This is a genomic window from Nocardia arseniciresistens (assembly GCF_046764875.1).
Lineage (GTDB): Bacteria > Actinomycetota > Actinomycetes > Mycobacteriales > Mycobacteriaceae > Nocardia > Nocardia arseniciresistens.
Genome location: NZ_JBKORD010000004.1, coordinates 115,450 through 141,388, shown reverse-complemented (window position 1 = coordinate 141,388; position 25,939 = coordinate 115,450). Strand labels below are relative to the sequence as shown.

At 66.3% G+C, this 25,939-nt stretch carries 20 protein-coding genes and 1 tRNA gene; 12 read left to right on the top strand and 9 right to left on the bottom strand.

The features are described 5' to 3' along the window. Positions 1-272: 272 nt before the first annotated feature. Both ACLMAJ_RS08415 and ACLMAJ_RS08410 read left to right on the top strand, forming a co-directional pair. Positions 273-346: transfer RNA gene (locus ACLMAJ_RS08415), tRNA-Gly, on the top strand. 231 nt (positions 347-577) lie between these two features. Next, positions 578-2,017, top strand: coding sequence for an alpha/beta hydrolase (locus ACLMAJ_RS08410; RefSeq protein ID WP_412012961.1), 1,440 nt, complete (start codon positions 578-580; stop codon positions 2,015-2,017). 57 nt (positions 2,018-2,074) lie between these two features. Here the strand turns inward: ACLMAJ_RS08410 and ACLMAJ_RS08405 are convergent, their stop codons facing one another. From ACLMAJ_RS08405 to ACLMAJ_RS08395, 3 genes are all read right to left on the bottom strand, one after another. Then, entirely contained in the window at positions 2,075-2,407 is a 333-nt protein-coding gene (locus ACLMAJ_RS08405) for a hypothetical protein (protein ID WP_412012960.1), read from the bottom strand. Positions 2,408-2,497: 90 nt separating this feature from the next. Then, the gene (locus ACLMAJ_RS08400) at positions 2,498-2,797 is read right to left on the bottom strand and encodes a hypothetical protein (protein ID WP_412012959.1); all 300 of its coding nucleotides are present in this window, start codon (positions 2,795-2,797) and stop codon (positions 2,498-2,500) included. Then, positions 2,784-3,008, bottom strand: coding sequence for a hypothetical protein (locus ACLMAJ_RS08395; RefSeq protein ID WP_412012958.1), 225 nt, complete (start codon positions 3,006-3,008; stop codon positions 2,784-2,786). Before ACLMAJ_RS08395 ends, ACLMAJ_RS08400 begins: the two co-directional genes overlap by 14 nt. A 143-nt stretch (positions 3,009-3,151) precedes the next feature. Between ACLMAJ_RS08395 and ACLMAJ_RS08390 the strand changes: the two genes are divergently transcribed. Then, positions 3,152-3,943, top strand: a complete 792-nt coding sequence (locus ACLMAJ_RS08390; RefSeq protein WP_412012957.1) for an alpha/beta fold hydrolase — start codon at positions 3,152-3,154, stop codon at positions 3,941-3,943. Here ACLMAJ_RS08390 and ACLMAJ_RS08385 read toward each other — a convergent pair. The 3 genes from ACLMAJ_RS08385 to ACLMAJ_RS08375 are packed head-to-tail and all read right to left on the bottom strand — an operon-like array spanning position 3,934 to position 6,891. Then, positions 3,934-4,593 carry a TetR/AcrR family transcriptional regulator gene (locus tag ACLMAJ_RS08385; protein ID WP_412012956.1) on the bottom strand — a complete coding sequence of 220 codons (660 nt, stop codon included), beginning with the start codon at positions 4,591-4,593 and terminating at the stop codon, positions 3,934-3,936. The two genes, ACLMAJ_RS08390 and ACLMAJ_RS08385, sit on opposite strands and share 10 nt — an antisense overlap. A gap of 4 nt (positions 4,594-4,597) precedes the next feature. After that, positions 4,598-5,362, bottom strand: a complete 765-nt coding sequence (locus ACLMAJ_RS08380; protein ID WP_412012955.1) for a crotonase/enoyl-CoA hydratase family protein — start codon at positions 5,360-5,362, stop codon at positions 4,598-4,600. After that, positions 5,359-6,891, bottom strand: a complete 1,533-nt coding sequence (locus ACLMAJ_RS08375) for a thiolase C-terminal domain-containing protein (protein WP_412012954.1) — start codon at positions 6,889-6,891, stop codon at positions 5,359-5,361. The genes ACLMAJ_RS08380 and ACLMAJ_RS08375 overlap by 4 nt, the downstream gene beginning before the upstream one ends. Positions 6,892-7,018: 127 nt before the next feature. Between ACLMAJ_RS08375 and ACLMAJ_RS08370 the strand changes: the two genes are divergently transcribed. The 4 genes from ACLMAJ_RS08370 to ACLMAJ_RS08355 all read left to right on the top strand — a co-directional run bounded on the left by ACLMAJ_RS08370 (position 7,019) and on the right by ACLMAJ_RS08355 (position 11,231). Continuing rightward, on the top strand, positions 7,019-7,786 hold the full coding sequence (locus ACLMAJ_RS08370) for a crotonase/enoyl-CoA hydratase family protein (protein WP_412012953.1): 768 nt from the start codon (positions 7,019-7,021) through the stop codon (positions 7,784-7,786). 157 nt (positions 7,787-7,943) lie between these two features. Beyond that, positions 7,944-9,050 carry a DUF4185 domain-containing protein gene (locus ACLMAJ_RS08365; protein ID WP_412012952.1) on the top strand — a complete coding sequence of 369 codons (1,107 nt, stop codon included), beginning with the start codon at positions 7,944-7,946 and terminating at the stop codon, positions 9,048-9,050. A 149-nt stretch (positions 9,051-9,199) separates the two neighbouring features. Next, positions 9,200-10,465 carry an erythromycin esterase family protein gene (locus ACLMAJ_RS08360; RefSeq protein WP_412012951.1) on the top strand — a complete coding sequence of 422 codons (1,266 nt, stop codon included), beginning with the start codon at positions 9,200-9,202 and terminating at the stop codon, positions 10,463-10,465. 58 nt (positions 10,466-10,523) lie between these two features. Next, the gene (locus ACLMAJ_RS08355; RefSeq protein WP_412012950.1) at positions 10,524-11,231 is read left to right on the top strand and encodes a class I SAM-dependent methyltransferase; all 708 of its coding nucleotides are present in this window, start codon (positions 10,524-10,526) and stop codon (positions 11,229-11,231) included. A gap of 48 nt (positions 11,232-11,279) precedes the next feature. On the opposite strand, the gene ACLMAJ_RS08350 is transcribed toward ACLMAJ_RS08355, so the two are convergent. After that, positions 11,280-11,885 (bottom strand): alpha/beta hydrolase family protein, encoded by a 606-nt coding sequence (locus ACLMAJ_RS08350; protein WP_412012949.1) that lies wholly within the window; start codon positions 11,883-11,885, stop codon positions 11,280-11,282. A 299-nt stretch (positions 11,886-12,184) separates the two neighbouring features. On the opposite strand from ACLMAJ_RS08350, the gene ACLMAJ_RS08345 reads away from it, so the two are divergent. From ACLMAJ_RS08345 to ACLMAJ_RS08335, 3 genes are all read left to right on the top strand, one after another. After that, positions 12,185-14,020, top strand: coding sequence for an acyl-CoA dehydrogenase (locus tag ACLMAJ_RS08345; protein ID WP_412012948.1), 1,836 nt, complete (start codon positions 12,185-12,187; stop codon positions 14,018-14,020). A gap of 266 nt (positions 14,021-14,286) precedes the next feature. Continuing rightward, positions 14,287-17,565: a protein kinase domain-containing protein gene (locus ACLMAJ_RS08340; RefSeq protein ID WP_412012947.1), complete on the top strand. Its 3,279-nt coding sequence runs from the start codon at positions 14,287-14,289 to the stop codon at positions 17,563-17,565. A gap of 172 nt (positions 17,566-17,737) precedes the next feature. Beyond that, positions 17,738-18,826, top strand: a complete 1,089-nt coding sequence (locus ACLMAJ_RS08335; protein ID WP_412012946.1) for a DUF4185 domain-containing protein — start codon at positions 17,738-17,740, stop codon at positions 18,824-18,826. A gap of 64 nt (positions 18,827-18,890) precedes the next feature. On the opposite strand, the gene ACLMAJ_RS08330 is transcribed toward ACLMAJ_RS08335, so the two are convergent. Next, the gene (locus ACLMAJ_RS08330; RefSeq protein ID WP_412012945.1) at positions 18,891-20,807 is read right to left on the bottom strand and encodes a VanW family protein; all 1,917 of its coding nucleotides are present in this window, start codon (positions 20,805-20,807) and stop codon (positions 18,891-18,893) included. Positions 20,808-21,119: 312 nt separating this feature from the next. Between ACLMAJ_RS08330 and gnd the strand changes: the two genes are divergently transcribed. After that, positions 21,120-22,151 (top strand): phosphogluconate dehydrogenase (NAD(+)-dependent, decarboxylating), encoded by a 1,032-nt coding sequence (gnd, locus tag ACLMAJ_RS08325; protein ID WP_412013262.1) that lies wholly within the window; start codon positions 21,120-21,122, stop codon positions 22,149-22,151. A gap of 470 nt (positions 22,152-22,621) precedes the next feature. Next, entirely contained in the window at positions 22,622-24,376 is a 1,755-nt protein-coding gene (locus tag ACLMAJ_RS08320) for an SDR family oxidoreductase (RefSeq protein WP_412012944.1), read from the top strand. 128 nt (positions 24,377-24,504) lie between these two features. Here ACLMAJ_RS08320 and ACLMAJ_RS08315 read toward each other — a convergent pair whose 3' ends face one another. Then, complete coding sequence (locus ACLMAJ_RS08315; RefSeq protein WP_412012943.1) at positions 24,505-25,821, bottom strand: acetyl-CoA C-acetyltransferase; 1,317 nt, start codon at positions 25,819-25,821, stop codon at positions 24,505-24,507. Between the last annotated feature and the right edge of the window lie 118 nt (positions 25,822-25,939).

Here is a 25,939-nt window from a genome sequence, read left to right as displayed (position 1 = left end):
GCGAACCAACTCCATCTTCCCATACCGATCGGTCTCGATCACGACCTCGAGCGGGCCCCCACCATCGACATACAACGTCTGACCGCCGACGCCGGCGAACGCGTGGGCCTGATGGAGCTGCCCATGAACCCGCACACCTACCGCAAGACCGTCGGCACCAAGACCGTAAATAGTCACCAGGCCCGCTCAGGGCCTGACACCAGGGCCGACACACCAGGACTTGCATCGGATAGTGCCTGGTCTGATAGGCTCGCGAACGCGCTCACGCGTAGGCCGATGTAGTTCAATGGTAGAACTTCTGCTTCCCAAGCAGACAGCGCGGGTTCGATTCCCGTCATCGGCTCCACAAGGCCCTGACCAGTGCGTTTACTGGTCGGGCCTTTTCTGTTGCCCGTGAGCCGACATTGCTAGCCGGCCGATGCAGGTCCGGCGCTTCCCAATCATGTGCCCTACAGCCCGGTCTCGGCAAAGCGATGCCGTCGGGCTGCGTGCGTCGACCCGGCAGTACCGGGGAGTGAGTCGGGGTCGCTCGCTGGAGTGATGTGGCCGGTCGTGGGTCGCGGCGACGATCATCCGTATGCACTTCGCTCGCAAGATGTTCGGCGTGACCATGGCGTCCGCATTGATCACTGGGGTCTTGGCCGCCTGCACCTCGGCCGCGAACCCTGCGCCCGTACTGAACTGGCAGCCATGCGCCGAAAATGCGGAATTCGACTGTGCGACATTGATTGTGCCCATCGACTGGTCGGATCGAGATGGTTCGACGATCGACGTCGCCGTAGTGCGTGATCGGGCCGATGACGCAGCGCGCAAGGTCGGGACGTTGGTTTCGCTGCCGGGCGGGCCGGGCACTTCCGGGGTGGACGAGATTCTGAAGGGTGGAAAGTTCTCGCCGGAGCTGCGGGCGCGGTTCGACATCCTCAGCATTGATCCGCGTGGAGTGAAGCGCAGTCATGCGGTTCAGTGCGATTCCGGGCTCGCGGCGAATTCGCCGAATTTGGTGCCGGACAACGGCGGGCGGATCGATGAAGTTCGTTCGAACGCAAGGGATCTCGCGGAGAGCTGCCGCCGATACACCGGGCCGCTCATTGATCATCTCGATGCGGTGAGCGTCGCGCGCGACGTCGAGGCGCTGCGTTCCGCAGTCGGTGCCGATCAGATCAATCTCTACAGCCGTTCCTACGGCACCATGCCCGCGCAGGCGTACGCGGAACTTTTCCCGAAACGGCTACGCGCCTCGCTGCTGGACAGCGTGGACGATCACAGCCTGGACGGTCGCGGGTTCCTCGCCAGCGAGGCACGCGCGGGCCAGGACAGTTTCGATGAATTCGCGTCTTGGTGCGCACGGGAGGAGCAATGCGTCCTGCACGGCACCGACGTCCATCGAACCTTCGACGACCTCTACCTCAGGGCCGCGCGCGGCGAGCTGCGCGTCGCGGACAGGCCCGACAAGCCTTTGGGGCCGGTGGAATTGAGCCAACAGGTCCTGCAGCGACTCTACGCACCCGAATGGCCGCGCCTGGCGACCGAACTGCGAGCACTGACCGACCGACCGGCGGACCTGCCCATTACACCCGGGCCTGCCGAGCGGTCCGGCGAGCCGACGGAAATGGCGGTCGTCGCACTGTGCTCCGACTGGCGCTTCGATATTGCCGATCAAGACGACTGGCTGCGCCTGTGGCGCGAACAGAACGCCAACGCCCCTACCTTGCGCGCTCATTTCGCCTGGGGCGCAGTCTCTCTCTGCTCCGGCTGGCCGACCGCACCGCAAAATCCGCAGCACCGCCCGCGGATCGAGGACGGCCCCCCGATCCTGATCCTCAACTCCCTGCACGACCCGGCAACCCCGCACGAGTGGGCAACCCAGGTCACCGCCCAGACCCCGCGTGCAACCCTGCTGACCTACACCGGCTGGGGCCACGGCATCTACAACCGGAACTCCTGCACCACCACCACGGCCGACCAATACCTGACCGCTCTCACCCTCCCCTCGACGCTCACCTGCCCGCCCGCTTGATCCGGCGGCGGTTCGCGGCGTCGGCCGGTAGCTGGCACCGGCCGACGTCGGATCGGGTCAGCGCGACGCCAGGCACTCGCTGACGATTTTGCCGGTGGCCGCACGGGCCTTGTCGGCATCTTCCTTGCTCATGCCGAGGGTCGACGGGTCGACGATCTTGGAGTCGTATTCGCTGCCGGTCATCTTGCGCAGACCTTCCTGCGAGATGCCTTGCTCCACATAGACCTTCGCCGCGCATTCAGCGAGCTTCTGGTCCTGCAAGCCCTTGTCCTGCAACGACTTCGCGAGATCCGTCTGGGTTATCGCGGGCTGGGCCGCGTCCTTGTCGTTACCGCACGCCGTCAGCATCGGCAGCGCGACAACAGCCGCGGCGATCAGGAAAATCCGCACCTGACTCCTATTCTCAGTTAGCTCATGACATTAGAACGGCCACCGCAGGGGCACCGCAACGATAATGCCGTACCTCCTCGGTTGGTGAGCTCACAAATCCATGGCCGCTCGCAGCGCGGTATCCAGCCGGTCGAGCTCGTCGGCTCCCATCACGTCGACGCACTCGGCGAGCCAGCCGCGGTAAATGCGGCCGATATTGCCCGCGTGCACCCACCCGTGCTGTGGCACGGACACCGCGAGGATGTCCTGAGGATCCTGGTCGAGGATCTCGGCGGCGATCAACCATTGCCTCGATGACTCGTTGATGCCGTCACTGCTGATGAGCACGACGGTGCGACGCCGCTGCGGCGAACCATGTGGGTAGTAGATCCACAGTTCACCCCTGCGCACGCATCGCCTCCTCGGCGGCGGCCAGTTCCGCCTCGTCCGCCGCGGCGGCGGCGGTTACGTCCAGTACCGGGCCGACACCTGTGCGCACGGCTTCCCGGCGCGCTGCCTTCGATATCCACGCCGAGGGCGACATACCGGCCCTTGCCGCGGCCCGTTCGGCGAACGACCAGGCGGTCTCGTCCAACGAAAGGGTGACCTTACGTGTTGCCATACCATTTATCTTACCGATCCGAACCCATACCCGCTCGTCGTCGAGGGGCGCTGATATCGACCATTTCGACGCCAACTGATGGCTGGTGACTGCTGTTAGTGTGATCGTATTCGGCCGATCGCGAAGAACTGAGGATCACGAGGATGACGACGCTGAATCAGCATCGGATCGGCGCCGGGGAAGCACTGGTCCTGGTGCACGGAGTAGGCAGCAGATGGCAGGTGTGGGAACCGATCATCGACACCCTCGCCGAATCCTTCGACGTCATCGCCGTCGACCTGCCCGGGTTCGCCGGTTCCGCGCCGCTGCCGCACGGCACAACCGTCGACACCCTCACCGACGCGCTGGCCGATTTCCTCGCAACGGCAGGCATCGAACGACCACACCTGGCGGGCAACTCGATGGGCGGGCTCATCGCGCTGAACCTGGGCGCTCGCGGGCTGGCCCGATCGGTGACCGCCTTCTCCCCGATCGGGTTCTGGGATACCCCGGGCCGCATCTGGTGCCAGCAGTCACTCGGCAAGTCCAAGGCGCTCGCGAGGCAAGTCGGGCCCGCGGTGCCGACGATCCTGGGAACGGCCGCCGGACGCACGGCTTTCCTCGGTTTGGTATTCGGCAAGCCGTGGGCGGTCTCCACTCGGGTCGCCATCGATACCGCGCGCGGCGTGATCGACGCGGCGGCATTCGACGACGCACTCGCCTCGTTCAGCGATGTGGCCTTGCCTGAAATCGGCGGCCTCGCAGACATTCCCGTCACCATCGCCTGGGGCAATCGCGATATTCTGCTGACCTACCGCACCCAGAGTCGCCGCGCTCGCGCGGCGCTGCCCGACGCCGAGCACGTCACGCTGCACGGCAGCGGACACACGCCGTTCTACGACGACCCGGCCGCCTGCGCGAAGGTACTGCGGGACACTATCGCCCGTCAGCTCTGACGGCCGATCGGGCCGGACGGCGACTCGGTGAGGGTGGCCGGGTCCGCCTTGCCGAGCAGGATGCGTACCGCGTTTCGCCAGCGGTGCTGAATGATTCGATTCCGATCGAGATCACCGGTCAGCAGTGCGCGCATGGCCAGACCGGTCGTGATCTCGATGGTGAATTCGGTGATCGTCGGCACCCGTGGATCGTCGGGGAATTCCTTGCGGAAGGTATCGCGAATGCTGTTGTGCATCAGGTCGAACAGCCGGTGCTCCAGCGGCAGGAAGGCGGCGAGCAGTTCCTGGTCGGTGCGGGCACCGACCCACATTTCCAGCGCGGCGAGAAAGGTAGGGCCGCTGAGCATCCGCATGGTCAGCTCGACCGCCGTCTCCAGCCGGTCGGCATCGGACGGGATCGCCTCGAATTCCCTTGTCAGCTGGACGAATCGACGCTGGGCCACATGCTCGACGGCACCGGCGAGCAGAGCCGCCTTGGTCGGGAAATGGTGTTGCAGCGTGCCGCGCGGGACTCCGGCTCGCTTCTGCACTTCGAGCGTGGTCGTGCCCGCGTAGCCGACCGCGACCAGGCTCTCGACCGCCGCGTCCAGGAGGCGGCTGCGCATGCGCGTCCTGCGCTGCGCCTGCGTCTCCCGGACGCGTTCGGTCATCGCCTCAGCGTCCCTGCCACTGCGGTTCGCGCTTCTGCGCGAAGGCCAGCGCACCCTCTGCGGCATCCTTGGAAAACAGTGCGGGCAAGGCGATTTCGCCCTGCTTCGCGAATCCCTCCGCGACGGTCCAGTCCGGCGACTCGTCGATGATCCGCTTGCTCGCGGCAACCGAGAGCGGAGCGGCCGCAACGATTTCGGCAGCCAATGCCAACGCACCTGCCAGCGCGCCACCGGGTTCGGTGACCCGATTGACCAGCCCGAGCTGATAGAGGCGTTCGGCGCCGATCCGGCCGCCGGTCAGCGCGAGCTCGGCGGCCATCGGACGGGGCAGGCGCTGGGTCAGCCGCAGCACACCACCGCCCGCGGCGACGAGACCACGCTTCACCTCTGGAATGCCGAACTGCGCGTCGCTCGCCGCGACAATGAGATCACCGGCGAGCGCGAGCTCGAAACCACCGGCGAGCGCGAAGCCCTCGACCGCCGAAATCATCGGCTTGACAGGCGGTTTCGCGGCGATACCGAGCGGGCCGCGGCGCTGCGTCATCGGCATCTCGCCCTTCGACGCCGCGACCAGATCCATACCCGCGCTGAATGTTCCGCCCGCACCGGTGAGCACGAGCACGCGGGCGGAATCGTCGGCCTCGAACTCGTCGACGGCGGTCTCGATGGCCTGCGCGGCGGCCAGGTTGATGGCGTTTCGGGCCTCGGGGCGGTTGACGGTCAGCACGGTGATGGAGTCGCGCCGTTCCACAATTACCAGGTCGGTCATCGGACGGTCCTCTCGGTGAGCAGGGTCAGCTGGTTCGCGGAATGGATATCGACGGTGGCGCCGAGTGGGTCGCCGTCGGCGAACGCCGCGATGGTCTCGGCATCCGACGCACGCAACAGTATGCGTGCGCCGTCAGGATCGAGCGCGCTGATCACCACTGCCTCCGGCTCGTCGGCGCGGTCCGGTCCGCTGCCCTTGCAGTAGGCGACGGTGTAGGACCCGACGGTGGCCCGGCCGGTGTATCCGGGTGCCGTATCACGCCGCGCGACAGGTACTTCCGCCTCGATCGCACTGAAAAGTCGCGCGGGCGGTCGCGCCGAGTACACGCCGACACCGTGCTTGGTGATGTACCAGCCGAGAGCGGTTGCCAGACCGTAGGACTCGGGGTCCTCGCGCAGGCGACCGACCAATGTCGCGATGGAATGGGTGCTGTAGTTGTTGCCGGGCCCGCCACCGAAGGAGAGTCCGCCGGTGACCGACAGCGGCCGCGCGGGATCGTCGATCGGCAGCCCGAGCGCCTCGGCCGCGACCTGCACGGCGACCGGGAAGCAGGAGTACAGGTCGATATGCGCGACGTCGTCGATCGATATGCCCGCGCTCGACAGTGCGGACCGCCCGGCGGCGGCGATGGCGGGCGAGGCCGCCAGGTCGGCGCGCTCGGAGACGAACCACTCGTCGGTCGCGGTCGCGCCACCGTGCGGGAAGACCCATCGGTCGCGCGGGACCCCCGCCGCGGCTGCGACGGCGGCACTGCACACGATCAGCCCCGCGCCCAGATCCACGGACAGATTCGCGATGAGCAGCTTCGGATACGGGGTCGACACCAGCCTGTTGGCCGGGCTCAGCGTCAGCAGCTCGGCGATCGAATGCTCGGCGGTCTGCCATGCGTACGGGTTGCGCGCCGCCACCTCGGACAGTCGCGCCCACAGGCCGCCGATCCGCTCCCGATGCTGCTGCTCGCTCAGGCCGAGCCGTCCGCGCAGCGCGGTTTCCATCAGCGCGTAGAAATAGACCGGACCCCACAGGCCCGCCGCGGTTTCCATATCGGTGTTGGGTCCGCGCTCGGATCCGATGACGTCGGTCGGCCGCACGTCCTCGGGCTGCTCGGGCCAGTCGAGCGTGCCACCAGCGCGGGTGGCGGCATTCCAGGACGCGAACGCCTCCGCGCCGGTGAGCAGCGCGATTTCGGACCGCCCCTCGGCGATCGCCTGCGCGACGGTGTTGAGCAGGCGTTGCGGTGCGTCACCGCCGAACCTGGCGGATTGCACCGTCCGTTTGGGGGTGGCGCCGAGTTCAGCGGCGACGAGCGCGCCGAGGTCCGTATAGGGGCGACTGACCGGTGCCGCGGCGGCAATCAGGTCGGCCGACCGGAGCAAGCGATCGCCGACGCCGCTGTCTGCTCCCGCTCGGCGCAGGGATTCGGCGGCGAGTTCGACCGGTCCGGGTAGTCCCGGCTCGCCGGACCGGTGCACGATCTGCCCGGCCCCGACGATCACCGGCGTTCGGGGGTCCATTCCCGCTGGCAGCATGTGTTCCTCGCTTCACGCTCGGAGTTACCGTCAGCATTGACGGTAACTTCGGTTCGATTAGAACAGGTAACCCCCGGGGCGGGCAATGGCACCCGGACGCGAACTGACTCGCGGGTAAGATCTTGGAATGGGCACCAACATCGCGCTGCGGTTCGACGGCGACCGCGCCTACGTCACGCTGGACCGGCCGGAAAAGCACAACGGCCTGACCATCGACATGCTCCGCGGTCTGGTCGGGACCGCGCACACCATCGCGGACCGCAAGGACGTGCGTGCGGTCATCCTCTCCGGCAACGGCCCCAGCTTCAGCAGCGGCCTCGACGTCGCCGAGACGGTCGGTGACCCGCTAGCCGTCGTGCGCGCCTTCATCTCGCTGCCGTGGCGCGGCACCAACACCTTCCAAGAAGCCTGCTGGGCGTGGCGCCGGCTCTCGGTCCCGGTGATCGCGGCGGTGCACGGTCGCTGCTACGGCGGCGGCCTGCAGATCGCGCTGGCCGCGGACTTCCGATTCGCCACGCCCGACGCGGAATTCTCGGTAATGGAAACCAAGCACGGCCTGATTCCGGACATGACCGGCGCGGCGACACTGTCGAGCCTGATCGGCATCGACAAGGCGCTACTGCTGACCATGACCGCCGACACCGTCGATGCCGCCTACGCCGAGCGCATCGGACTGATCACCGAGATCACCGCGGACCCGGTAGCGGCCGCCGAAGAGCTCGCCGAGCGCATCGCGAGCCGCTCCCCGCACGCCGTCGCCGGAGCCAAGCGACTATTCGACCGCTCCTGGCAGGCCTCGGCGCGCCGCGCCTTCGCGATCGAGCGGGCCACCCAGCTGCCGCTGATCCTGCGGCTGGCCGCCTCAGGTCGGAGAATTCGGCCGAGTAGTTATTGACTTTTACCAATCGGGGGCGCAAGCCCCCAAATTTCTTTGGTTTCGCTGTTAGCATTTTCCCACGATTTGCCAGCCAGTCGAAATGTGCCACGAAACACACGACGGGGGTCGGTGTATCAGGGCGTGCTTCGGCGAGAAACCGGAGGGCTCAGACACTTTGACCAAGACCGGATCGATCCTGCTTTCAGCGCTGGCGGGTACCACGGCCTTGCTCCTGACGGCGACTACCCCAGCCACGGCAAACCCAAACGCAATCAACCCGATTCCGGTGCTCAACGGCACTAGCGGGCTGCCCAACCTGAGTGGGCGAACGAGGGCGGTCTTCCAGGTCACCGGCATGGCCAGCCCGAACAACACCCAGGATTACAACATGCTCGGCACCGACCTCGGCATCATGTGGGACAACGGCCACGGCGAGATGCTGACCGCGTTCGGGGACACCGCCGGACTCGGTTTCCCTAATTTGCTGGCAGGTAGCTTGTGGGCGTGGCGCAGCAATGTTTTAGTGCGCAGCCACACTCAGAACCCGGCCGACGGCATCTATTTCGACAGCGTCGTGCGCGATATCTTCGGACAGGCCCGCGACCTCATCCCGAGCCCGAAGATTCCGTTCATCGAGATCAGCCGCATCCCCACCGCGGGCATCGCGGTCAACGGCGTCCAGTACATGAGCCTCATGTCGGTGCAGAACTGGGACGACGTCGGTCAGTGGACGACGAATTCCTCGGGCCTGGCCGCCTCCGGTGACAATGGCGAGACGTGGGGCGAGCTGCCCCAGACCCGGCGACCGAACGACGGAGGCAACGCCAACTTCCAGATGAACGCCTTCCTGAAGGACGGCGGATTCGTCTACGAATACGGCACCCATTCCGGACGCAACCGCCAGGCCTTCGTCGCCCGCGTGCCCGAGAACGACATTGCCAACCTGGCCGAGTACGAGTACTGGGACGGCGAGCGCTGGAAGAAGGACGACGTCAACGCGGCGGCGCCGATCATGGGCGGCGTCGGCGAGCTATCGGTGATGTACAACCAGTACCTGGGCCAGTTCGTCGCATTGACCACCGATCCGTTCAATTCGGTGGTGATGCGCCGCGCACCATCGCCGGCCGGTCCGTGGAGTGATCCCGAGGTGTTGATCGACACTCGTGAGCTGCCGACCGCGTACGCGCCGTCGATCTTCCCGTACCAGACCGGGCGTGACCTGTACTTCGTCACGACGATCCACTCCCAGTACAACGTCGTCCTGATGCGCACCACGCTGTAACAGCTGCCCGCGTTTCTGTTCGGCGCATAGCTCGACGACGGGCACAGCTCGGGGCGGGCCGGGGTCCAGCGATGGATCCCGGCTTTCGCTTTCGCGTATGTTCGCGCCCGGCTTGACCTCAACTCGACTTCAGGTAACAAGCTTGCGCCATGTCTACGACAGCCGACGCACCCACCCGCACCGACGAAGCCACCGGGACCGCCGCCGCCGTGCGGGACTGGTTGCGCGCCAACGCTCGACCGGTGTCCGATACCGACGCCGACTACCTCGGAGCCGACCTCGATCCATTGATCGATCGGCTTGCCGCCGCGACAGTGGTCGGGCTCGGCGAATCGACCCGCTTCTCCCAGCAGACCGCCGGGGTCCGTACCCGAGTCTTCCGGACGCTGGTCGAGCGACACGGCTTCCGCGCGCTGGCGATTCAGGACTCCGCACGCTCCGGCGAGCGCTGGGACGACTACGTGCGCACCGGAGCCGGGGATCCGCAATCGGTGCTCGCGGGTGCGTGGCGACCGTGGCGCAGCGCCGAGACGGTCGCGTCGCTGGAATGGATTCGCGGCTTCAATCAGCGACATCCCGACGATCGGGTCCGCATCTTCGGCGTGCGGCCGCCGCAGGCCGAACCCTCCGACTACGACGTGGTGCTCGACTACATCCGGCACGCGGCACCACGACGGCTCACCGCGCTCGAATCCCATCTCACTCCCATCAGGACCGCGCACCAGGTGGACGAACACGTCCAGCGCCACCAGGGCACGCACCCCGGCCGCCCGTTCGTCGACGAAGCCCGCGACGCGCTCGCGCTGTTGGACGGACTACCCGAATCGCCCGAGCGCTCCGCAGCTCTTTCGCACGCGCGCCTGATCCTCTCCTTCCACGAGAACAGTGTCGCGGGACAAGGCGGTTTCGCCCGCGACGAGCGCCCTTCGGCCGACCGCGTGATCGAATGGCAGCGCACGACCGGCGCGAGGATCGTCTACTGGGATGGCATCGCGCACGTCTCGGGGCTCGCACTCGGCGTCGGGCAATCCGAGGCCGACGCCTTCCTCGGCACCGGCAGCCATCTGCGCGACCACTTCGGCCCGGACTACGTGTCGGTGGCGATCGGCTTCCATCACGGCGATCTCGGCACGACGGTGGCGCCGGACCCCGGGCCCGATCTGATCGACGCGACCCTCGGTTCGGTCGATCTGCCCGCCTTCTCCGTCGACCTGCACACACAGGCACCGGACTCGGTGGTCCGGTGGCGTCTCGCATCGGCGAAACTGCGCGCCATCAGTGGAATCTACGACCCGGCGAAGGACGCCTACGCGCACGTGATCGTCGGCTCGCTGATCGGCGCGTACGACATGCTGATCCATATTCGGCAAACCACGCCGCTGCGCTGGCTGCCGGAGTTCGCCACGGCGGGGTGACCCGGCCTGCGTGGACGGCGCTGCGACGAGCGCATGCGGAGTCAATAGACTCACGGGTATGGAGGCGGCCGATTGGGACGCGCGGTATGCGCAAGGTGAATTGGTCTGGGGTGCACCGCCGAACAGCACGGTGGTGGAGCACGTCTACGGGCTGGAGCGGCGCACCCCGCCGCAACCCGACACCTCGGACGGCGAGACACCGCCCCTACCGCGCGCCCTCGATCTCGCGTGCGGCGAGGGCCGCAACGCGTTGTGGCTGGCCACGCACGGCTGGCAGGTTCACGCGGTCGACTATTCGCAGGTCGGGGTCGACAAGGGCCGCACGGTCGCGACCCGGCTTTCCCGCTCGGTCCGCAGCCGCATCACCTGGCAGTGCGCCGATGTCACCGACCTCGACGCGGCAGGCATCACCGGACCGTACGAGCTGGTCCTGATGGTCTTCCTACATCTGCCCGCCGAGCAGCGCCGCACTCTGGTACGCCGCGCCGCGGATCTTCTGGCCCCCGATGGCACCCTGCTGATACTCGGGCACGACACCACCAACTTCACCGACGGCTACGGCGGGCCGCAGGACCCGTCCATCCTCTTCACTCCCGAGGACATCCTCGCCGACCTCGGCCCCGAGTCGGACCGCGTCCGCGTCCGCATCGCCGACCGGGTCCTGCGTCCCACCGAAGCCCGCGACGCCATCGATGCCCTTGTCGTCGCGACCAAATCTGTCGAGACATCGGACCAGGAAGAACTGGAGCCCCAGACCGTCGAGTGATCGACGGCCCCGGCCGTCTCGAGCAGGCAGGTCCGCTCGATCTCGTACTCACTCCGGCAAGCCGGCCCACCTGCGCAGCGGCGGCGTCACGATGTCGGCGATCTCGGCGAACCCGCTGCGAAACGAATGCGGCTGTCCGGCAATTGTTTCCACCTGAGTCGCGTCGGCGGCATCGGGCACGCCGAACGGGTCACGCGCGCCGTTGATCACCACTACTTCGATATCGCCTGTCGACCGCAGCTCCTCCACCCTGGTGTTCTCCGGCTTGCCCGGCGGGTGCAGCGGGAAGGACAGCGCGATCACCCCGCTCGCCGCGGCTTCGATGGCGGTGCGGCAGGCCACGCGCGCACCATTGCTGCGACCACCCTGGATCAACGGGACCTTCTTGACCCGCTTGCGCAGGTCCGCGACGATCTCGAGCCAGGCTTCGTCCTGTTTCGCCGCCGACCCGGGCGCGCGCCGACCGGCGACCCGGTAGGGCTGCACCACCCGTGCCACCGCGCCGCCGAGCTCGAGCGCGCGATCGCGCACCGCCAGCAGATCCTTCGCGTCGATGCCGCCGCCGGAGCCGTGCGTGAGCAGTAGCAGGAACGCGGGTTTGCGCGGTTTGTCGAGCTCGATCTCGGCGGGTCCCGCGCTCGTCTCGATTCGCACACCCAACGGTAGCGCTGCGGCGACCGGGAAACGGCCAGCGCAACGGGGTCATCGATCGCCTGCCGAACCGGGTCGGTGACCGCTCTCTTACTCGAGCCCGGGTGGTGCGGCAATGCCTTCGAGTGTTTTTCGCGTCACATTGCCCGCTCGAGTCTTTGCCACCCCATTACCGGCCGGTAATATGATTCATAAGTTACCCGCGAGTAGCATGCGGAGGACCGGATGGCTACGCAGTGGCGACAACGGGCGGGAACGGCAGCAACCGACCGCACCAACTCAACGGAGAGTGAGTAACAGAGATGGGCCACTACAAGAGCAACGTCCGCGACCTGGAGTTCAACCTCTTCGAGGCGCTCGGCCTCGGCACCATCTTAGATGGTGACGCGTACGGCGATCTCGACACCGAGACCGTCAAGGAGATGCTCAACGAGGTGCGCCGCCTGGCCGAGGGCCCGTTGGCCGACTCGTTCGTCGACGGCGACCGCAACCCGCCGACCTTCGACCCCGCCACCCACACGGTCACGCTCCCCGAGTCCTTCAAGAAGTCCTACCGGGCACTCGAAGACGCGGGCTGGGCCAAGGTCGGCGTCCGCGAAGAGCTCGGCGGCCTCGGCGCACCAAGCGCGGTCACCTGGGCACTCAGCGAAATGGTCCTCGGCGCCAACCCGCCCGCCCAGATGTATGCCGCGGGCGCGGGCTTCGCGCAGGTCTTCTACAACAACGGCACCGATGAGCAGAAGAAGTGGGCTCAGAAGATCGCCGACCGCAACTGGGGCGCCACCATGGTGCTGACCGAGCCGGATGCGGGCTCCGACGTCGGCGCGGGTCGCACCAAGGCAATCAAGCAGGAAGACGGCTCCTGGCACATCGAGGGCGTCAAGCGCTTCATCACCTCGGGTGACTCCGACGACCTGTTCGAAAACATCATGCACCTGGTGCTGGCCCGCCCCGAGGGCGCCGGACCCGGCACCAAGGGCTTGTCGCTTTTCTACGTACCGAAGTTCCACTTCGACTTCGACACCGAGACCGTCGGCGATCGCAACGGCGTCTTTGTCACCAATGTCGAGCACAAGATGGGCATCAAGGTTTCGGCCACCTGTGAGGTCACCTTCGGCGGCCACGGCGTTCCCGCGAAGGGCTGGCTGGTCGGCGAGGTGCACAACGGCATCGCGCAGATGTTCGACGTCATCGAGAACGCGCGAATGATGGTGGGCACCAAGGCCATCGCCACCCTGTCGACCGGTTACCTCAACGCGCTGGACTACGCCAAGCAGCGTGTCCAGGGTGCGGACCTGACCAAGATGACCGACAAGGCCGCTCCCCGCGTCACCATCACCCACCACCCGGACGTGCGTCGTTCGCTGGCCTTGCAGAAGGCCTACGCCGAGGGCCTGCGCGCCATCTACCTCTACACCGCCGCCCACCAGAACGAGGACACCGCCGCACTGGTGTCGGGTGCGGACAAGGACACGGCTTTCCGCGTCAACGATCTGCTGCTGCCGATCGTCAAGGGTGTCGGTTCCGAGCGGGCCTACCAGTACCTGACCGAATCGCTGCAAACCTTCGGCGGCTCCGGCTTCCTGCAGGACTACCCGATCGAGCAGTACATCCGCGACGCGAAGATCGACTCGCTGTACGAGGGCACCACCGCCATCCAGGCCCAGGACTTCTTCTTCCGCAAGATCGCCCGTGACCGCGGCGTCGCGCTCGCCCACGTGGCGGGCCAGGTGCAGCAGTTCATCGAGTCGGAGGCCGGCAACGGCAGGCTCAAAACCGAGCGCAAGCTGCTCGCCACCGCGCTGGAGGACGTGCAGGCCATGGCCGCCACGCTCACCGGCCACCTGATGGGTGCGCAGGCCGACCCCCAGGAGCTGTACAAGGTCGGTCTCGGCTCGGTTCGCTTCCTGCTCTCGGTCGGCGACCTGCTGATCGGCTGGCAGCTGCTGCGCCACGCCGAAATCGCCATCAAGGCCCTGGATAACGGCGTCACCGGCGCGGATGAGTCGTTCTACACCGGCAAGGTCGGCGTCGCGCAGTTCTTCGCACGCAATGTGCTTCCTGAATTGACGGCCACCCGCACCATCCTGGCGAACCTCGACAACGACATCATGGAACTCGACGAAGCAGCGTTCTAGTCTTCAGGCCGGACCCAGGTGCCACCACAGTGACGTTGGCGGCCGACGGGTGTGCTGGTAGGCGGGTTAGCCAGTCCCCGGCGAGTTACCCATGTCGTGTTGGTCTCGCCGGGCCGGCGAAGCGGGCGGGGTGCGGTCGACCATGCGATCCGCGACGCTTCCCGATAGCTCGGTCGCGGCTGTTCAGTCGGATACGCTGACAATTAGCGAAGAGCTGATCCGAGCGACCAGGCGCCGGGGACGCGCTGGCGAATGGTGCACAGTCGATGAGCAACGATGATCCGTTCGGGACAGTCCGTGACATGTTCGAGCCGGTCGCGGAGGAGTTGGCCGCGGCTGGATTCGAGGATGCCGAGGAGATCGGGCGGGGCGGTTTCGGTGTGGTCTATCGCTGCACACAGGCGGAACTGGATCGAACGGTAGCGGTGAAGGTCCTGACCGCCGAGATGGACGCGGAGAATCGGGAGCGTTTTCTACGGGAGCAGCGGGCGATGGGCCGGCTGACGGGGCATCCCAACATCGTCACGATGCTTCAGGCGGACGTCACCGCTAGTGGACGGCCCTATCTGGTGATGCCGTATCACCCGGCGGGCTCGCTGGATGCGCGGATCCGCGGGCAGGGTCCGCTGTCGGCGGAGTCCGTGTTGTGGATCGGGGTGAAGATCGCTGGCGCGCTGGAGTCCGCGCATCGCCTCGACATCCTGCATCGGGATGTGAAACCGGGCAATGTTCTGCTCACCGACTACGGCGAGCCCATGCTGACCGATTTCGGTATCGCACGGATCGCCGGAGGGTTCCAAACGGACGCGGGCACCGTGACCGGGTCGCCGGCGTTCACCGCCCCGGAGGTGCTCGATGGCCGGGCTCCCACTGCGGCCGCCGATGTCTACGGACTCGGTGCCACGCTGTTCTGCGCGCTGACTGGGCATGCGGCGTTCGAACGGCGCAGTGGGGAGAACGTAGTGACCCAGTTCCTGCGGATCACCACCCAACCGGTGCCGGACCTGCATGAGCACGGCATCGCCGAGGATGTGTCCGCGGTGATCTCGGCGGCGATGAGCCGCGATCCCGACGAGCGGCCGTCGGCAGCGGCGCTAGGGGAGGCGATCCAGCACACACAGCGCCGCCAGGGGTTCAACGTCGAGGAGATGGCGATCCACCTCGCCGAACCGGACCGCGAGCGCCGCGCCCACAAGCCAGCCACCCGGGGGTGGCACCCGCCGGCGCCGGCGACGTCTTGGAGTGCCGGCGCATTGCCGCTGGAGTTGACCAGCTTCGTCAACCGCCGCACCGAGCTGGCGCAGGTCAGGAATCTGCTGTCGACGGCCCGGCTGGTTTCGCTGAGCGGGACCGGCGGGGTCGGCAAGACCCGGCTGGCGCTGCGGGCAGCGGCGGCCGCGCGTCGGGAGTTCGCCGATGGGGTGTGGCTGGTCGAGCTGGCCGACGTCTCCGACCCGTCGCTGCTGGTCAATGTGGTGGCGGCCACCCTCGGGTTGCGCGACGATCCGGCACGGCCGCAGTCGGAGGTGGTCGTCGAGTTTTTGTCCACGCGGGAGTCGCTGCTGGTATTGGATAACTGCGAGCAGCTGGTCGAAGCGGTGGCGGAGCTGGTCGAGACCTGGTTGCGGGCCTCTTCGAACCTGCGGATCCTGGCCACCAGCCGTGAACCGCTCAATATCGCAGGGGAGGCGGTGCTGCAGGTGCCGCCGCTGACGGTGCCGGATCTGGACCGCGAGCCGTCACTGCGGGGACTGCCCCGCTATGACGCGGTGACATTGTTCGCCGATCGAGCCGCGGCGGCGGTGCCGACCTTCGAGGTCGACGAAGACAACAAGGCTGCCGTCATCCGGATTTGTGCGCGGTTGGATGGTTTGCCGCTGGCGATCGAGCTGGCGGCGGCGCGGACGCGCACGATGTCGCCTGAGCAGATCTTGCAGCGCCTCGACGATCGATATGGGCTGCTGACGCGCGCCAGCCGCACCGCGCCCACGCGGCAGCAGACCCTGCGATGGTGTATCGACTGGAGCTACGAATTGTGCACCGAGGCCGAGCAGCGGCTGTGGGCCCGGCTGTCGGTATTCGCCGGTGGCTTCGAACTCGACGCCGCCGAGCAGGTGTGCGGCGCCGACCTGGCTCCGGAGGATCCGCTCGATGTGCTGTCCGCCCTGGTGGACAAGTCGATCCTGATCCGGAACGAGTCCAATGGCGTGGTGCGGTTCCGGATGCTGGAGACGCTCCGCGATTACGGTCGGCAGAAGCTGCGGGAGTCCGGCGAGGACCAGCAGTTGCGACACCGGCACCGCGACTGGTACCAGCAGTTGGTGCTTGGCGCGGAGGCCGAATGGATCAGCGACCGGCAGCCCTACTGGACCGTCCGGCTCGAGCGCGAACAACCGAACCTGCGCGACGCGCTCGAATACTGCCTGGCCGAGGATACCGACGACGCGGCCGAAGCTGGACTACGGACCGCCGCCGCACTGTTCCTGTTCTGGTTGTTCCGTGGTCTGTACGACGAAGGCCGACACTGGATCGACCTGGTCCTGAACCACCTCCCGGCCCGGCAATCCATACCCGACCGGGTCAAAGCGCTCCAAGTCGGCGTTGTCCTGGCGGCACTGCACGGCGATGTGCCGACGGCGGCCGCCCTCGTGGCAGAGGGGCGGGTGCTCGCCGAACAGGATCCCACCCCGATGACCCAGGCGCTGATCGCCTACGCCGACGGCGTCCTGGCACTCTATAGCGGTGAGCCCGCTCGCGGGTTCTCCCCCCTCGAACGCGCCGTCGAGGTGTTCAGCTCGAATCAACGGGGATACCTTTACGTCGCTGCTGTGTCCACGCTCGGTGCGTTACACGAAAAGGCCGGCGATACAGAACGGGCCATCGAGTATCTGCGGCAAGTGCTTTCCATCACCGAAGCGTGTGGCGAATCACAGTTCCGGTCGGTGGCATTGTGGGTTACAGGCATTGCTGTCTGGCAGCAAGGTAAGGGGTCGCGGGCAATGCAGCTGCTCAGGCAGGCGCTGCAAGTCACCCGGCGGGTGCGCAACCCGATCGTCGCCGCGTTGAGTCTCGAGGCGCTGGCCTGGACTGTCTGCGCCGACGGTGACGCAAAACGCGCGGCCACCTTGATGGGAGCCGCACAGGAGCTGAACCGGTCCATCGATACCCCTTCGAGCGTCTTGCCGATGCCACAGCATCACGACGAATGTGTCCGGCTGGCGCGATCCACCCTCGGCACACGCGCATTCGATGCGGCCGTCCAGCACGGCCGAGTGATGAATGTGGACGAAGCCGTAACCTATGCACTCGGCGAGCACCCCACCGTCCATACGTCGGGTCCGGGTGTCGCTCTGACCAAGCGTGAGCGCCAGGTCGCCGACCTCATCGCCCAAGGCCGCACCAACAAGCAGATAGCCGCCAAACTGGCGATCTCCCCACGCACCGCCGACAGCCACGTCGAGCACATCCTCACCAAACTCGGATTTACCTCGCGCGCACAGATCGCTGCCTGGATCACAGAAGACGCCGAACGGCAGAATCGTTGACTTGACCTGGCCGGCAAATGAGTTCCGACGCCAGGGTTGCTGGAGTGCCGGAACAACGGCTCTGCGGTTCAGCAGAAATTGCCCGACCCCGTCACTCAGGGCCGGATATCTGCGTCTATAGCGGGCACAATGGCCCGGGCAAGCCGCGCATGCCGAAGAAGGGACCGCTTGGATGAACCGATCGCTGCCCGCTCTCGCCAGAGTCGGTGTTCTCGCCGCCGCGCTCACGGTCGCTGTGGCCGGACCTGCCGCCGCCGACCCCAACAATGTGAATCCGATCCCTGGAATCAACGGCCAGCCGCGCGGGCTACCTCGGCTGACGGGTCCGACGCAGGCGGTCTTCCAGGTGACCGGGATGGACAGCCCCAATCACACCGAGAACGCCAATGTGCTCGGCACCGACCTCGGTGTCATGTGGGACGACGGCGGCGGCCGGATGATCACCGCCTTCGGCGACAGTGCGGGCATGGGCGTACCCAATCTGCTCGCGGGCAGCTTCTGGGCCTGGTCGAGCAACGTCCTGTTCCGCAGCACCACCAAGAATCCGGCCAACGGCATCATCTTCGACAGCGTGGTGCCCAACCCCCTGCCGAGCCCGAAGATTCCCGGCATCGAAATCAGCCTGATCCCGACCGCGGGCATCGCGGTGGGCGGCGTGCAGTTCATGAGCATGATGTCGGTGCGGGAGTGGGGCGACCACGGCAAGTGGGACACCAACTTCTCCACCCTCGCCGCCTCCGGCGACGGCGGGCAGACCTGGGCCCAGCTGACCAACACCCGGCGCGCGAATGTGGACGGCCACGAGAAGTTTCAGCAGAACGCCTTCGTCAAGGACGCGGGCTATGTCTACCGCTACGGCTCACCCGGCGGCCGCGACAACCCCGGGTTCGTCTCGCGCGCGAAGGAAGCCGATATCGCGAATATCGACGCCTACGAATACTGGGACGGCACCGCGTGGAAGCCAGGCGACGCGAAGACCGCGGCACCCATCGTCGGTGGTGTCGCCGAACTGTCGGTGCGGTGGAACGACTATCTCGGCAAGTTCGTCATGCTCACGACCGACCCGGCCAATTCCGTTGTCATGCGCACCGCTGCCGCCCCACAGGGGCCGTGGGGCGAACCGCAGGTTCTCATCACCGGACCGTCATTGCCGAGTGCGTACGCGCCCATGATCTTTCCGTATCAAACCGGGCGGGACCTGTACTTCATGCTGACCGTGCACAATCAGTACAACGTGCTCCTTATGCGAACTCCATTGTAAGAGAAGGTAATACAGTTCACGCGCCATAGCTCGCGACGTATCTTCGACTTTCGACCGGTCCGGCCTACTCGCACTTGACGATCGGAATCGGGTCGTACTTCACGGTCCGAGTCGCGCGGGATACTTCACGTCCCGTTTTACGGTCAGTGATGACGCGAGTATCGGACACGGTGAACCCGGGCGCGCCCTCGGAAGCGATGCAGTCCTTGCCCTTCGGGAGGTTGACGGTGTTGGGCTCGGTCGGCTTGGTGCGTTCACCGGTAGTCGACTCGACGCTGACCGTCTTGGTGCCCCAAAGGCGCACGGTGACTTCGGAGTCGGTGGTGAGAGTCTCGATATAGACGCCGGTAGCGGAGTTGTTACGGAAGCGCAGGTCGATGGCGCCGTCGAAGACGGTGGCCTCACGCGCTGCGGGATAGCGGGAGATGTAGTAGCTGTGCTCGGTGTGGCCCGCGTCCTCGAGACCGGCGAAGTAGGAGGCGTTGTAGAGGGTGGTGGCGAATTGGCTGATACCGCCGCCGACCGCGGTGCTCGGGCGGCCGTGGTCGATGATGCCGGATTCGACGTAGCCCTCCGCGACGCCGCGTGGGCCGGTGAAGTCGTTGAGCGAGAACGTATCTCCCGGTTTGACGATCGCGCCGTTCACCTTCCGCGCAACAACGCGGATATTCACACCGGACGGGCCGCTGAAGCCATTGGTAGTGAATTGACCCATGACGTCGGTTACGCCGAGTGCCTGCGCTGCCTCGGTGGTGAGCTTGGGCTCGGCCTTCTCGAATACGACCTGCGCAGCCCGTTCCTGCGGTGCGACAATCAGATTCGGCAGCTGCTCGAGCGTCTTCGGCCAGTTGATCTTTTCGCCGATAATAGCGGGAACGACATTCGCGACGCTGCCGGTCATGCTGAATGTCGCGTCCTTCGCCTCCACTTCGGCGGCGGCGAGCTGAGGTGCCAGCAGACCGATCGCGGCCTCTTGGTTGAAGGTCGCGGCGAGTCCGCCATGGCCGTCCGGCGTGAAGGACAGGATGGCCGCGATCTGTTCGGGTTCCAGCTTTCCCGTCGCATCCTTGCCCACGAACGTAATCGGCGCCTGCACCGCGGGAGTCGCGACCTCGCGCAATGCGCGGTCGACCGCGTCCGGCCGCACGGTCATCGGTGCCGCGGTCTCCGGGAGATCGATCAGCGCGCCGTAGATCCAATTGTCGATCAGGGCGGCGCGGGCGGCGGGGCCATCGAGCACGCGCCCGGGTACCGGCGGCACCGCAACCGGTCTAGCGCCGTCGAATCTGATGGTGCCTTCGACCGTCGGCCGATCGTGCACACGCAAGGTGGTCAGCTGGTGCTCGAGCGCCGAGTCGTCGACCGCGCTCGCGATCGGCACCGTGCGGGTGGTGAACACCGATGTCAGCCTGGTGATCGGATTGAGCGGTTGCGAGCCGATTCGGTCCCAGGTGCCCGCCCAGTCCACCTCCAGGCCCGCGGCGCTCGGCACCACCTTGGTCTGCATATCGGCGATCTGCACCGTTAGTTCGTGCCCGGAGCGCGGGCCGAGTACCGCGCGCAGCCTGGTGTCCGCCGTCCCGGTGTCGAGCCCGCCGACATCGACGCCCGCCACCTGGACCCCGCGTGGCACCTCACCCGAGGACAGCAGCAGGTCCGCCACGTACACGAATCCGGCCACCGCGATGAACGCGCCGACCCCGATACCGATCTTCTTGGCGATGGGTGATTTCGGCTGCCTGGACCTCGGCTGCGGTTGTGGCTCGGACCGCCCGCTCCAGCGGTCGGGTGCGGCCTCGCTGACCGGTGGACGTTGCGGCTGCCGCACCCGTGCGGTTGCCCGCAGGGGTTGGGTGGGCGCCGAGTCGCCGGGTGGGTTCGACACCGGAGAACGGGTCGATTCGAGGAGCTGTCGTAGACCGACTTCGCCGACCTGGTTGCGGCCGCGGCCGTCAGGCCCGGTGCTCGATTCGCTCGTCACGAACCGTCCTCCCCGCTTGTGATGAAAGGGACCTCGCACTGTTGCGAGTCCCGCCAACCATAGTGGTCGCTACCGACTGGATCCGCAGAGCACAAATCTGCGGCAAACCTCGGGCAAAAACCCGCGTAAAACATGGAAGGGCCCCGCGTAGGTGCCGGGTCGGGGGTCTGGCATCTACACGGAGCCCATTGGAATATCGGTGCAACGCGCCGGGTGTTACACACGCCGGACGCGACTCGAGCCCACCGGCGCGGGACAATCGACCAGGACTCTCGCTATCGAGGCTCGAACACACGAGGGAGATGGATGAGTATGCAGCTGGGAATGATCGGTCTAGGCCGGATGGGCGGCAATATCGTGCGCCGCATCGTCGCGGACGGGCACACCGCCGTCGGCTACGAACGTAAGCCCAAGCGCATCGACGAACTCACCGCCGAGCTCGGCAGCGTGAAATTCCAGGGCGCCACCGAACTGGTGGACTTCGTCGGCAAGCTACAGACCCCGCGCGTGGTCTGGGTGATGATCCCCGCGGGCGCGACCGGTGCCGTCATCGACCAGTTGGCCGAGGTGCTCGATCCTGGCGACATCATCATCGACGGCGGTAACAGCCGCTACCACGAGGACATCAAGCGCGCCGAGCAGTTACTGCCCAAGGGCATCCACTACGTGGACATCGGCACCTCGGGTGGCGTCTTCGGGCTGACCCGCGGCTTCTGCCTGATGATCGGCGGCGAGGCCGACCAGGTGAAATACCTCGATCCACTGCTGAAATCCATCGCACCGGGCGTGGCGGCCGCCGAACGCACGCCGGGACGCACCGGCGAACCGTCCGCCGCCGAACAGGGCTACCTGCACTGCGGTCCCGCCGGTGCCGGCCACTTCGTGAAGATGGTGCACAACGGCATCGAGTACGGCGCGATGCAGGCCTACGCCGAGGGCCTGAACATCCTGCACAAGGCCAACATCGGCGCGGATCACGACGCGCAATTCTCCGCCGAGGAGACCCCGCTCGAGCATCCCGAGTACTACCGGTATCCGATCGACATTCCCGAGGTGACCGAGGTCTGGCGGCGTGGGTCGGTGGTCGCCTCATGGTTGCTGGACCTGACCGCGGGCGCGCTCTACGCCGATCCGAACCTCGATTCGTTCGACGGCAGGGTGTCGGATTCCGGCGAGGGGCGCTGGACCCTCGACGCCGCGATCGATACCGGGGTCCCCGCGCCGGTCCTCTCGGCGGCGTTGTTCGCGCGGTTCTCCTCACGCGGCGAAGCGCTATACGCGGACAAGGCGCTTTCGGCCATGCGCAAATCCTTCGGCGGGCACAAAGAGCTGCCGGGGCAGTGAACACGGATCACTGGTAGGCAAACACTCATGTGATCCGGGAGCGTCGACTATCGAGTCAGTCGAAATTGCTGTCGAGCCAGTCGATGGTCTACATCCCGAACAGGCACGCAGCGAAACACCGATACGCATCAGCTGTTCAGCCATCCTCTGCTCGTTCGATTCAAAAGTCCATGAACCCGAAGAAGACTCTCCTGCCGATAGCTAGAGATCGAACACGGCATGATCAAACGCCGGTAATGGCTATTGCAGTTGCTCGTCTCCGATAGGCAAGCAGGTAGCAAGAACGTAAACATAGTGATCACTCACATCGCAAGCCTGACTCGCACCAAACAGCAGCTTCCACTTGGAATTATAGGGATTGATAGCTTAGAAATTGCTGTTTAATCAGACAATTCGAAACACACCGTCTCAGACACAATGAACCGATGGCGACACCCGCTGACAGCGGGTGCGGAAGGTGGGTTGATTCCATGGTCGAGAAACACATGGTGCGCAACGGCGAGGTAGACATCGCCGTCTTCGAGCAGGGCAATGCGGCGGGTCCGACCGTCCTGCTGCTGCACGGCTGGCCCGACAGCCACCACCTGTGGAACAACATCGTGCCGGAACTCACCGACCGATTCCGGGTATTGAGCGTCGACAATCGCGGCCACGGTGAGTCGTCCAATCCGCCTGGTACGAAGGCTATTTCGGTGCAGAATTTCGCGTCCGACTACGTCGCGGTGATCGAGGCGCTCGGCAACGGCGAGCCCGTCCACGTGCTCGCGCACGACTGGGGCAGCATCGCGATGTGGGAGGTGATCACGCGGCCCGACGCACAGCGGCTGGTCGCCTCGTTCACCTCGGTGTCGGGCCCGAGCCTCGCGCACACCGCGAGTTGGGCGCGCAGCAGGCTCGCGAGGCCGACACCGCGCAATATCGCGCTGCCATTGGCGCAATTGGGATCCTTCGCCTACTCGGGCGTCTTCTCGCTGCCGGTGCTGCCGAAGGCGGTGATCGCGGCCACGATGAGCGAAGAGCGTTGGCGGAGCTGGCTTTCGCGTGCCGAAGGCGCGGCGCCGGAGCAGATCCACCTGGCACCCACCTTCACCGAGGACATGGCGAGTGGACTTCGCATCTACCGGACGACCTTGGCGTCGAATCCGCTGCGCAGCCGCGAACAGCACAGCTCGGTTCCGGTGCAGATCATCATCGGCAGCCGCGACCCCGCGGTGCGGCAGTCGAGTTACGCCGACGAGGACCACTGGGTCGACCGGGTGTGGCTGCGCGTGGTGAAGGGCGGGCACTGGCTGCCCTTCTCACATCCGCGGCTGTTGGCCTCCGCCGCCGTCGAATTGATCGATACGGTGGCCGGCCGGGCGCCGTCACGAACACTGCGCCGTACCCGGATGGGTGTGCCGCGCAAGCCATTCGAGGACCAGCTGGTGGTGATCAGCGGCGGCGGCAGCGGGATCGGACGGGAGTCCGCACTCGCCTTCGCAAGGGAAGGCGCGGACATCGTGGTGTCGGATATCGACATCACCGCCGCCGAGGCGACAGTCGCGCTGATTTCCCAGGCGGGCGGCCGTGGTTACGCCTATGAACTGGACGTCTCCGATGAAGCGGCGGTGCACAAGCACGCCGAAGGCGTCATCGCAGAGCATGGCGTGCCCGATGTCCTGATCAACAATGCCGGCATCGGCCAGGTCGGGCGCTTCCTCGACACCTCGACCGAGGATTTCCACCGCGTGCTGAATGTGAACCTCAACGGAGTTGTCTACGGCTGCCGTGCTTTCGCGGGACATATGGTCGAACGTGGACTCGGCGGCCATATCGTGAACCTATCCAGCATGGCCGGGTACACCCCGCAGCAGGGATTCAGCGCCTACTCCACAAGCAAGGCAGCGGTTTTCATGTTCTCCGACTGCCTGCGCGCCGAACTGGCCGAGCACAGCATCGGCGTCAGCACGATCTGCCCCGGCATTGTGCACACCAATATCGTTCGCAACACCAGGATGTCGGGCGTTTCGCCCGAAGAGGAGGCCAGCAGGCAGGAGCGCTACGACCGGCTCTACCAACTGCGCGGCTACGGCCCGGACAAGGTGGCGCGGCAGATCGTGCGGGCGGTACAGCAGGACCGCCAAGTGGTTCCCGTGACACCGGAGGCACGGTTTCAATACGTGTTCGGCAGGATCGCACCCGGTTTGGTGCGATTCGCCGCCGCGCGCGGCAGCCTGATTCGCTGACCGGGTCGGCCAGAAAAGACCGAAGGTGGCATCCGGTCGTCGACCGAATGCCACCTTCTTGTCAGCTTCCGAGCTGCCCCAGCGCCCAGAATCCCTAGCGCTCCAGAATCCCTAGCGCTCCAGAATCCCTAGCGCTCCAGGATCGCCACGACGCCCTGGCCGCCCGCGGCGCAGATGGAGATCAGCGCACGGCCGGATCCCTTCTCCGCCAGCATCTTCGCGGCGGAGGCGACGATACGGCCGCCGGTCGCGGCGAACGGGTGGCCCGCGGCGAGCGAGGAGCCGTTGACGTTGAGCTTGCTGCGGTCGATCGAGCCGAGCGCGCCGTCGAGGCCGAGGCGCTCCTTGCAGTAGGCGTCGGACTCCCAGGCCTGGAGGGTCGCGAGCACTACGGAGGCGAAGGCCTCGTGGATCTCGTAGTAGTCGAAGTCCTGGAGGGTCAGGCCGTTGCGGGCCAGCATGCGCGGCACCGCGTAGGTCGGGGCCATCAGCAGGCCGTCGGGGCCGTGGATGTAATCGACGGCGGCGACCTCGGAGTCGATCAGGTGCGCGAGCACGGGCAGGTTGCGCTCGGCGGCCCATTCATCGCTCGACAGCAGCACCGCGGAGGCGCCGTCGGTCAGCGGGGTGGAGTTGCCCGCGGTCATGGTCGCGTCGCCCGCCTTCACGCCGAAGACCGGCTTCAGGGTGGCCAGCTTCTCCACGGTCGAGCCGGGACGCAGATTATCGTCGCGGGTCAGGCCGAGGAACGGGGTGATCAGGTCGTCGAAGAAGCCACGGTCGTATGCGGCCGCCATGTTCTTGTGCGACAGGTAGGCCAGCTCGTCCTGGCCTTCGCGGGCAACGCCGAACTCTTTGGCGGTGATGGCGGCGTGCTCACCCATGGACATGCCGGTGCGCGGCTCGGCGTTGCGCGGGATCTCGATGCCGAGCATGCTCGGACGCAGCTGGCCGACCAGCTTGAGGCGCGCGGAATTCGTCTTGGCGCGGTTCGCGTCGAGCATCCACTCGCGCATGCCCTCGCTGACGCCGATGGGGGCATCGGAGGTGGTGTCGGTGCCACCCCCGACGCCGGCGTCGATGCGTCCCGCGGAGATCGCGTCACCGACGGTGACGATCGCCTGAAGGCCGGTGCCGCAGGCGAGTTGCAGGTCGTGGGCGGGGGTGTAGGGGCTGAGCTTGCTGCCGAGCACACTCTCCCGAATCATGCCGTGCTCGCCGACGCGCTTGAGTACCGCGCCACCGACGACCATGCCGAGGCGCTCGCCCTGCAGGTTGAAGCGGCTGACAAGGCCGTCGAGCGCCGCGGTGAACATGTCCTGGTTGGAGGCGTGGGCATAGGCTTTGTCGGAGCGGGCGAACGGAATCCGGTTGCCGCCCACAATCGCAACCGGGCGGGGAGCCTTCTTGGCCGTGCTCTTCGCCGAACGGGCTTTGGTTGTCACTCGAGTCTCCAGGTCTCGTCGGGGTTGACCGGCGCCCAAGTATCCGCGCGGAAATTTCCGCGTGTATCGGCGCCCCGTCGCGTTGGTTTACATTAAACTTACTCTGGAGTAAGTTTGT

Bases quoted from the DNA above. Each gene is read 5' to 3' on its own strand.
- ACLMAJ_RS08410 (WP_412012961.1), top strand. From the start codon at position 578: ATGCACTTCGCTCGCAAGATGTTCGGCGTGACCATGGCGTCCGCATTG.
- ACLMAJ_RS08395 (WP_412012958.1), bottom strand. From the start codon at position 3,008: ATGGCAACACGTAAGGTCACCCTTTCGTTGGACGAGACCGCCTGGTCG.
- ACLMAJ_RS08390 (WP_412012957.1), top strand. From the start codon at position 3,152: ATGACGACGCTGAATCAGCATCGGATCGGCGCCGGGGAAGCACTGGTC.
- ACLMAJ_RS08385 (WP_412012956.1), bottom strand. From the start codon at position 4,593: ATGACCGAACGCGTCCGGGAGACGCAGGCGCAGCGCAGGACGCGCATG.
- ACLMAJ_RS08380 (WP_412012955.1), bottom strand. From the start codon at position 5,362: ATGACCGACCTGGTAATTGTGGAACGGCGCGACTCCATCACCGTGCTG.
- ACLMAJ_RS08375 (WP_412012954.1), bottom strand. From the start codon at position 6,891: ATGCTGCCAGCGGGAATGGACCCCCGAACGCCGGTGATCGTCGGGGCC.
- ACLMAJ_RS08370 (WP_412012953.1), top strand. From the start codon at position 7,019: ATGGGCACCAACATCGCGCTGCGGTTCGACGGCGACCGCGCCTACGTC.
- ACLMAJ_RS08360 (WP_412012951.1), top strand. From the start codon at position 9,200: ATGTCTACGACAGCCGACGCACCCACCCGCACCGACGAAGCCACCGGG.
- ACLMAJ_RS08355 (WP_412012950.1), top strand. From the start codon at position 10,524: ATGGAGGCGGCCGATTGGGACGCGCGGTATGCGCAAGGTGAATTGGTC.
- ACLMAJ_RS08345 (WP_412012948.1), top strand. From the start codon at position 12,185: ATGGGCCACTACAAGAGCAACGTCCGCGACCTGGAGTTCAACCTCTTC.
- ACLMAJ_RS08340 (WP_412012947.1), top strand. From the start codon at position 14,287: ATGAGCAACGATGATCCGTTCGGGACAGTCCGTGACATGTTCGAGCCG.
- ACLMAJ_RS08335 (WP_412012946.1), top strand. From the start codon at position 17,738: ATGAACCGATCGCTGCCCGCTCTCGCCAGAGTCGGTGTTCTCGCCGCC.
- gnd (WP_412013262.1), top strand. From the start codon at position 21,120: ATGCAGCTGGGAATGATCGGTCTAGGCCGGATGGGCGGCAATATCGTG.
- ACLMAJ_RS08320 (WP_412012944.1), top strand. From the start codon at position 22,622: ATGGTCGAGAAACACATGGTGCGCAACGGCGAGGTAGACATCGCCGTC.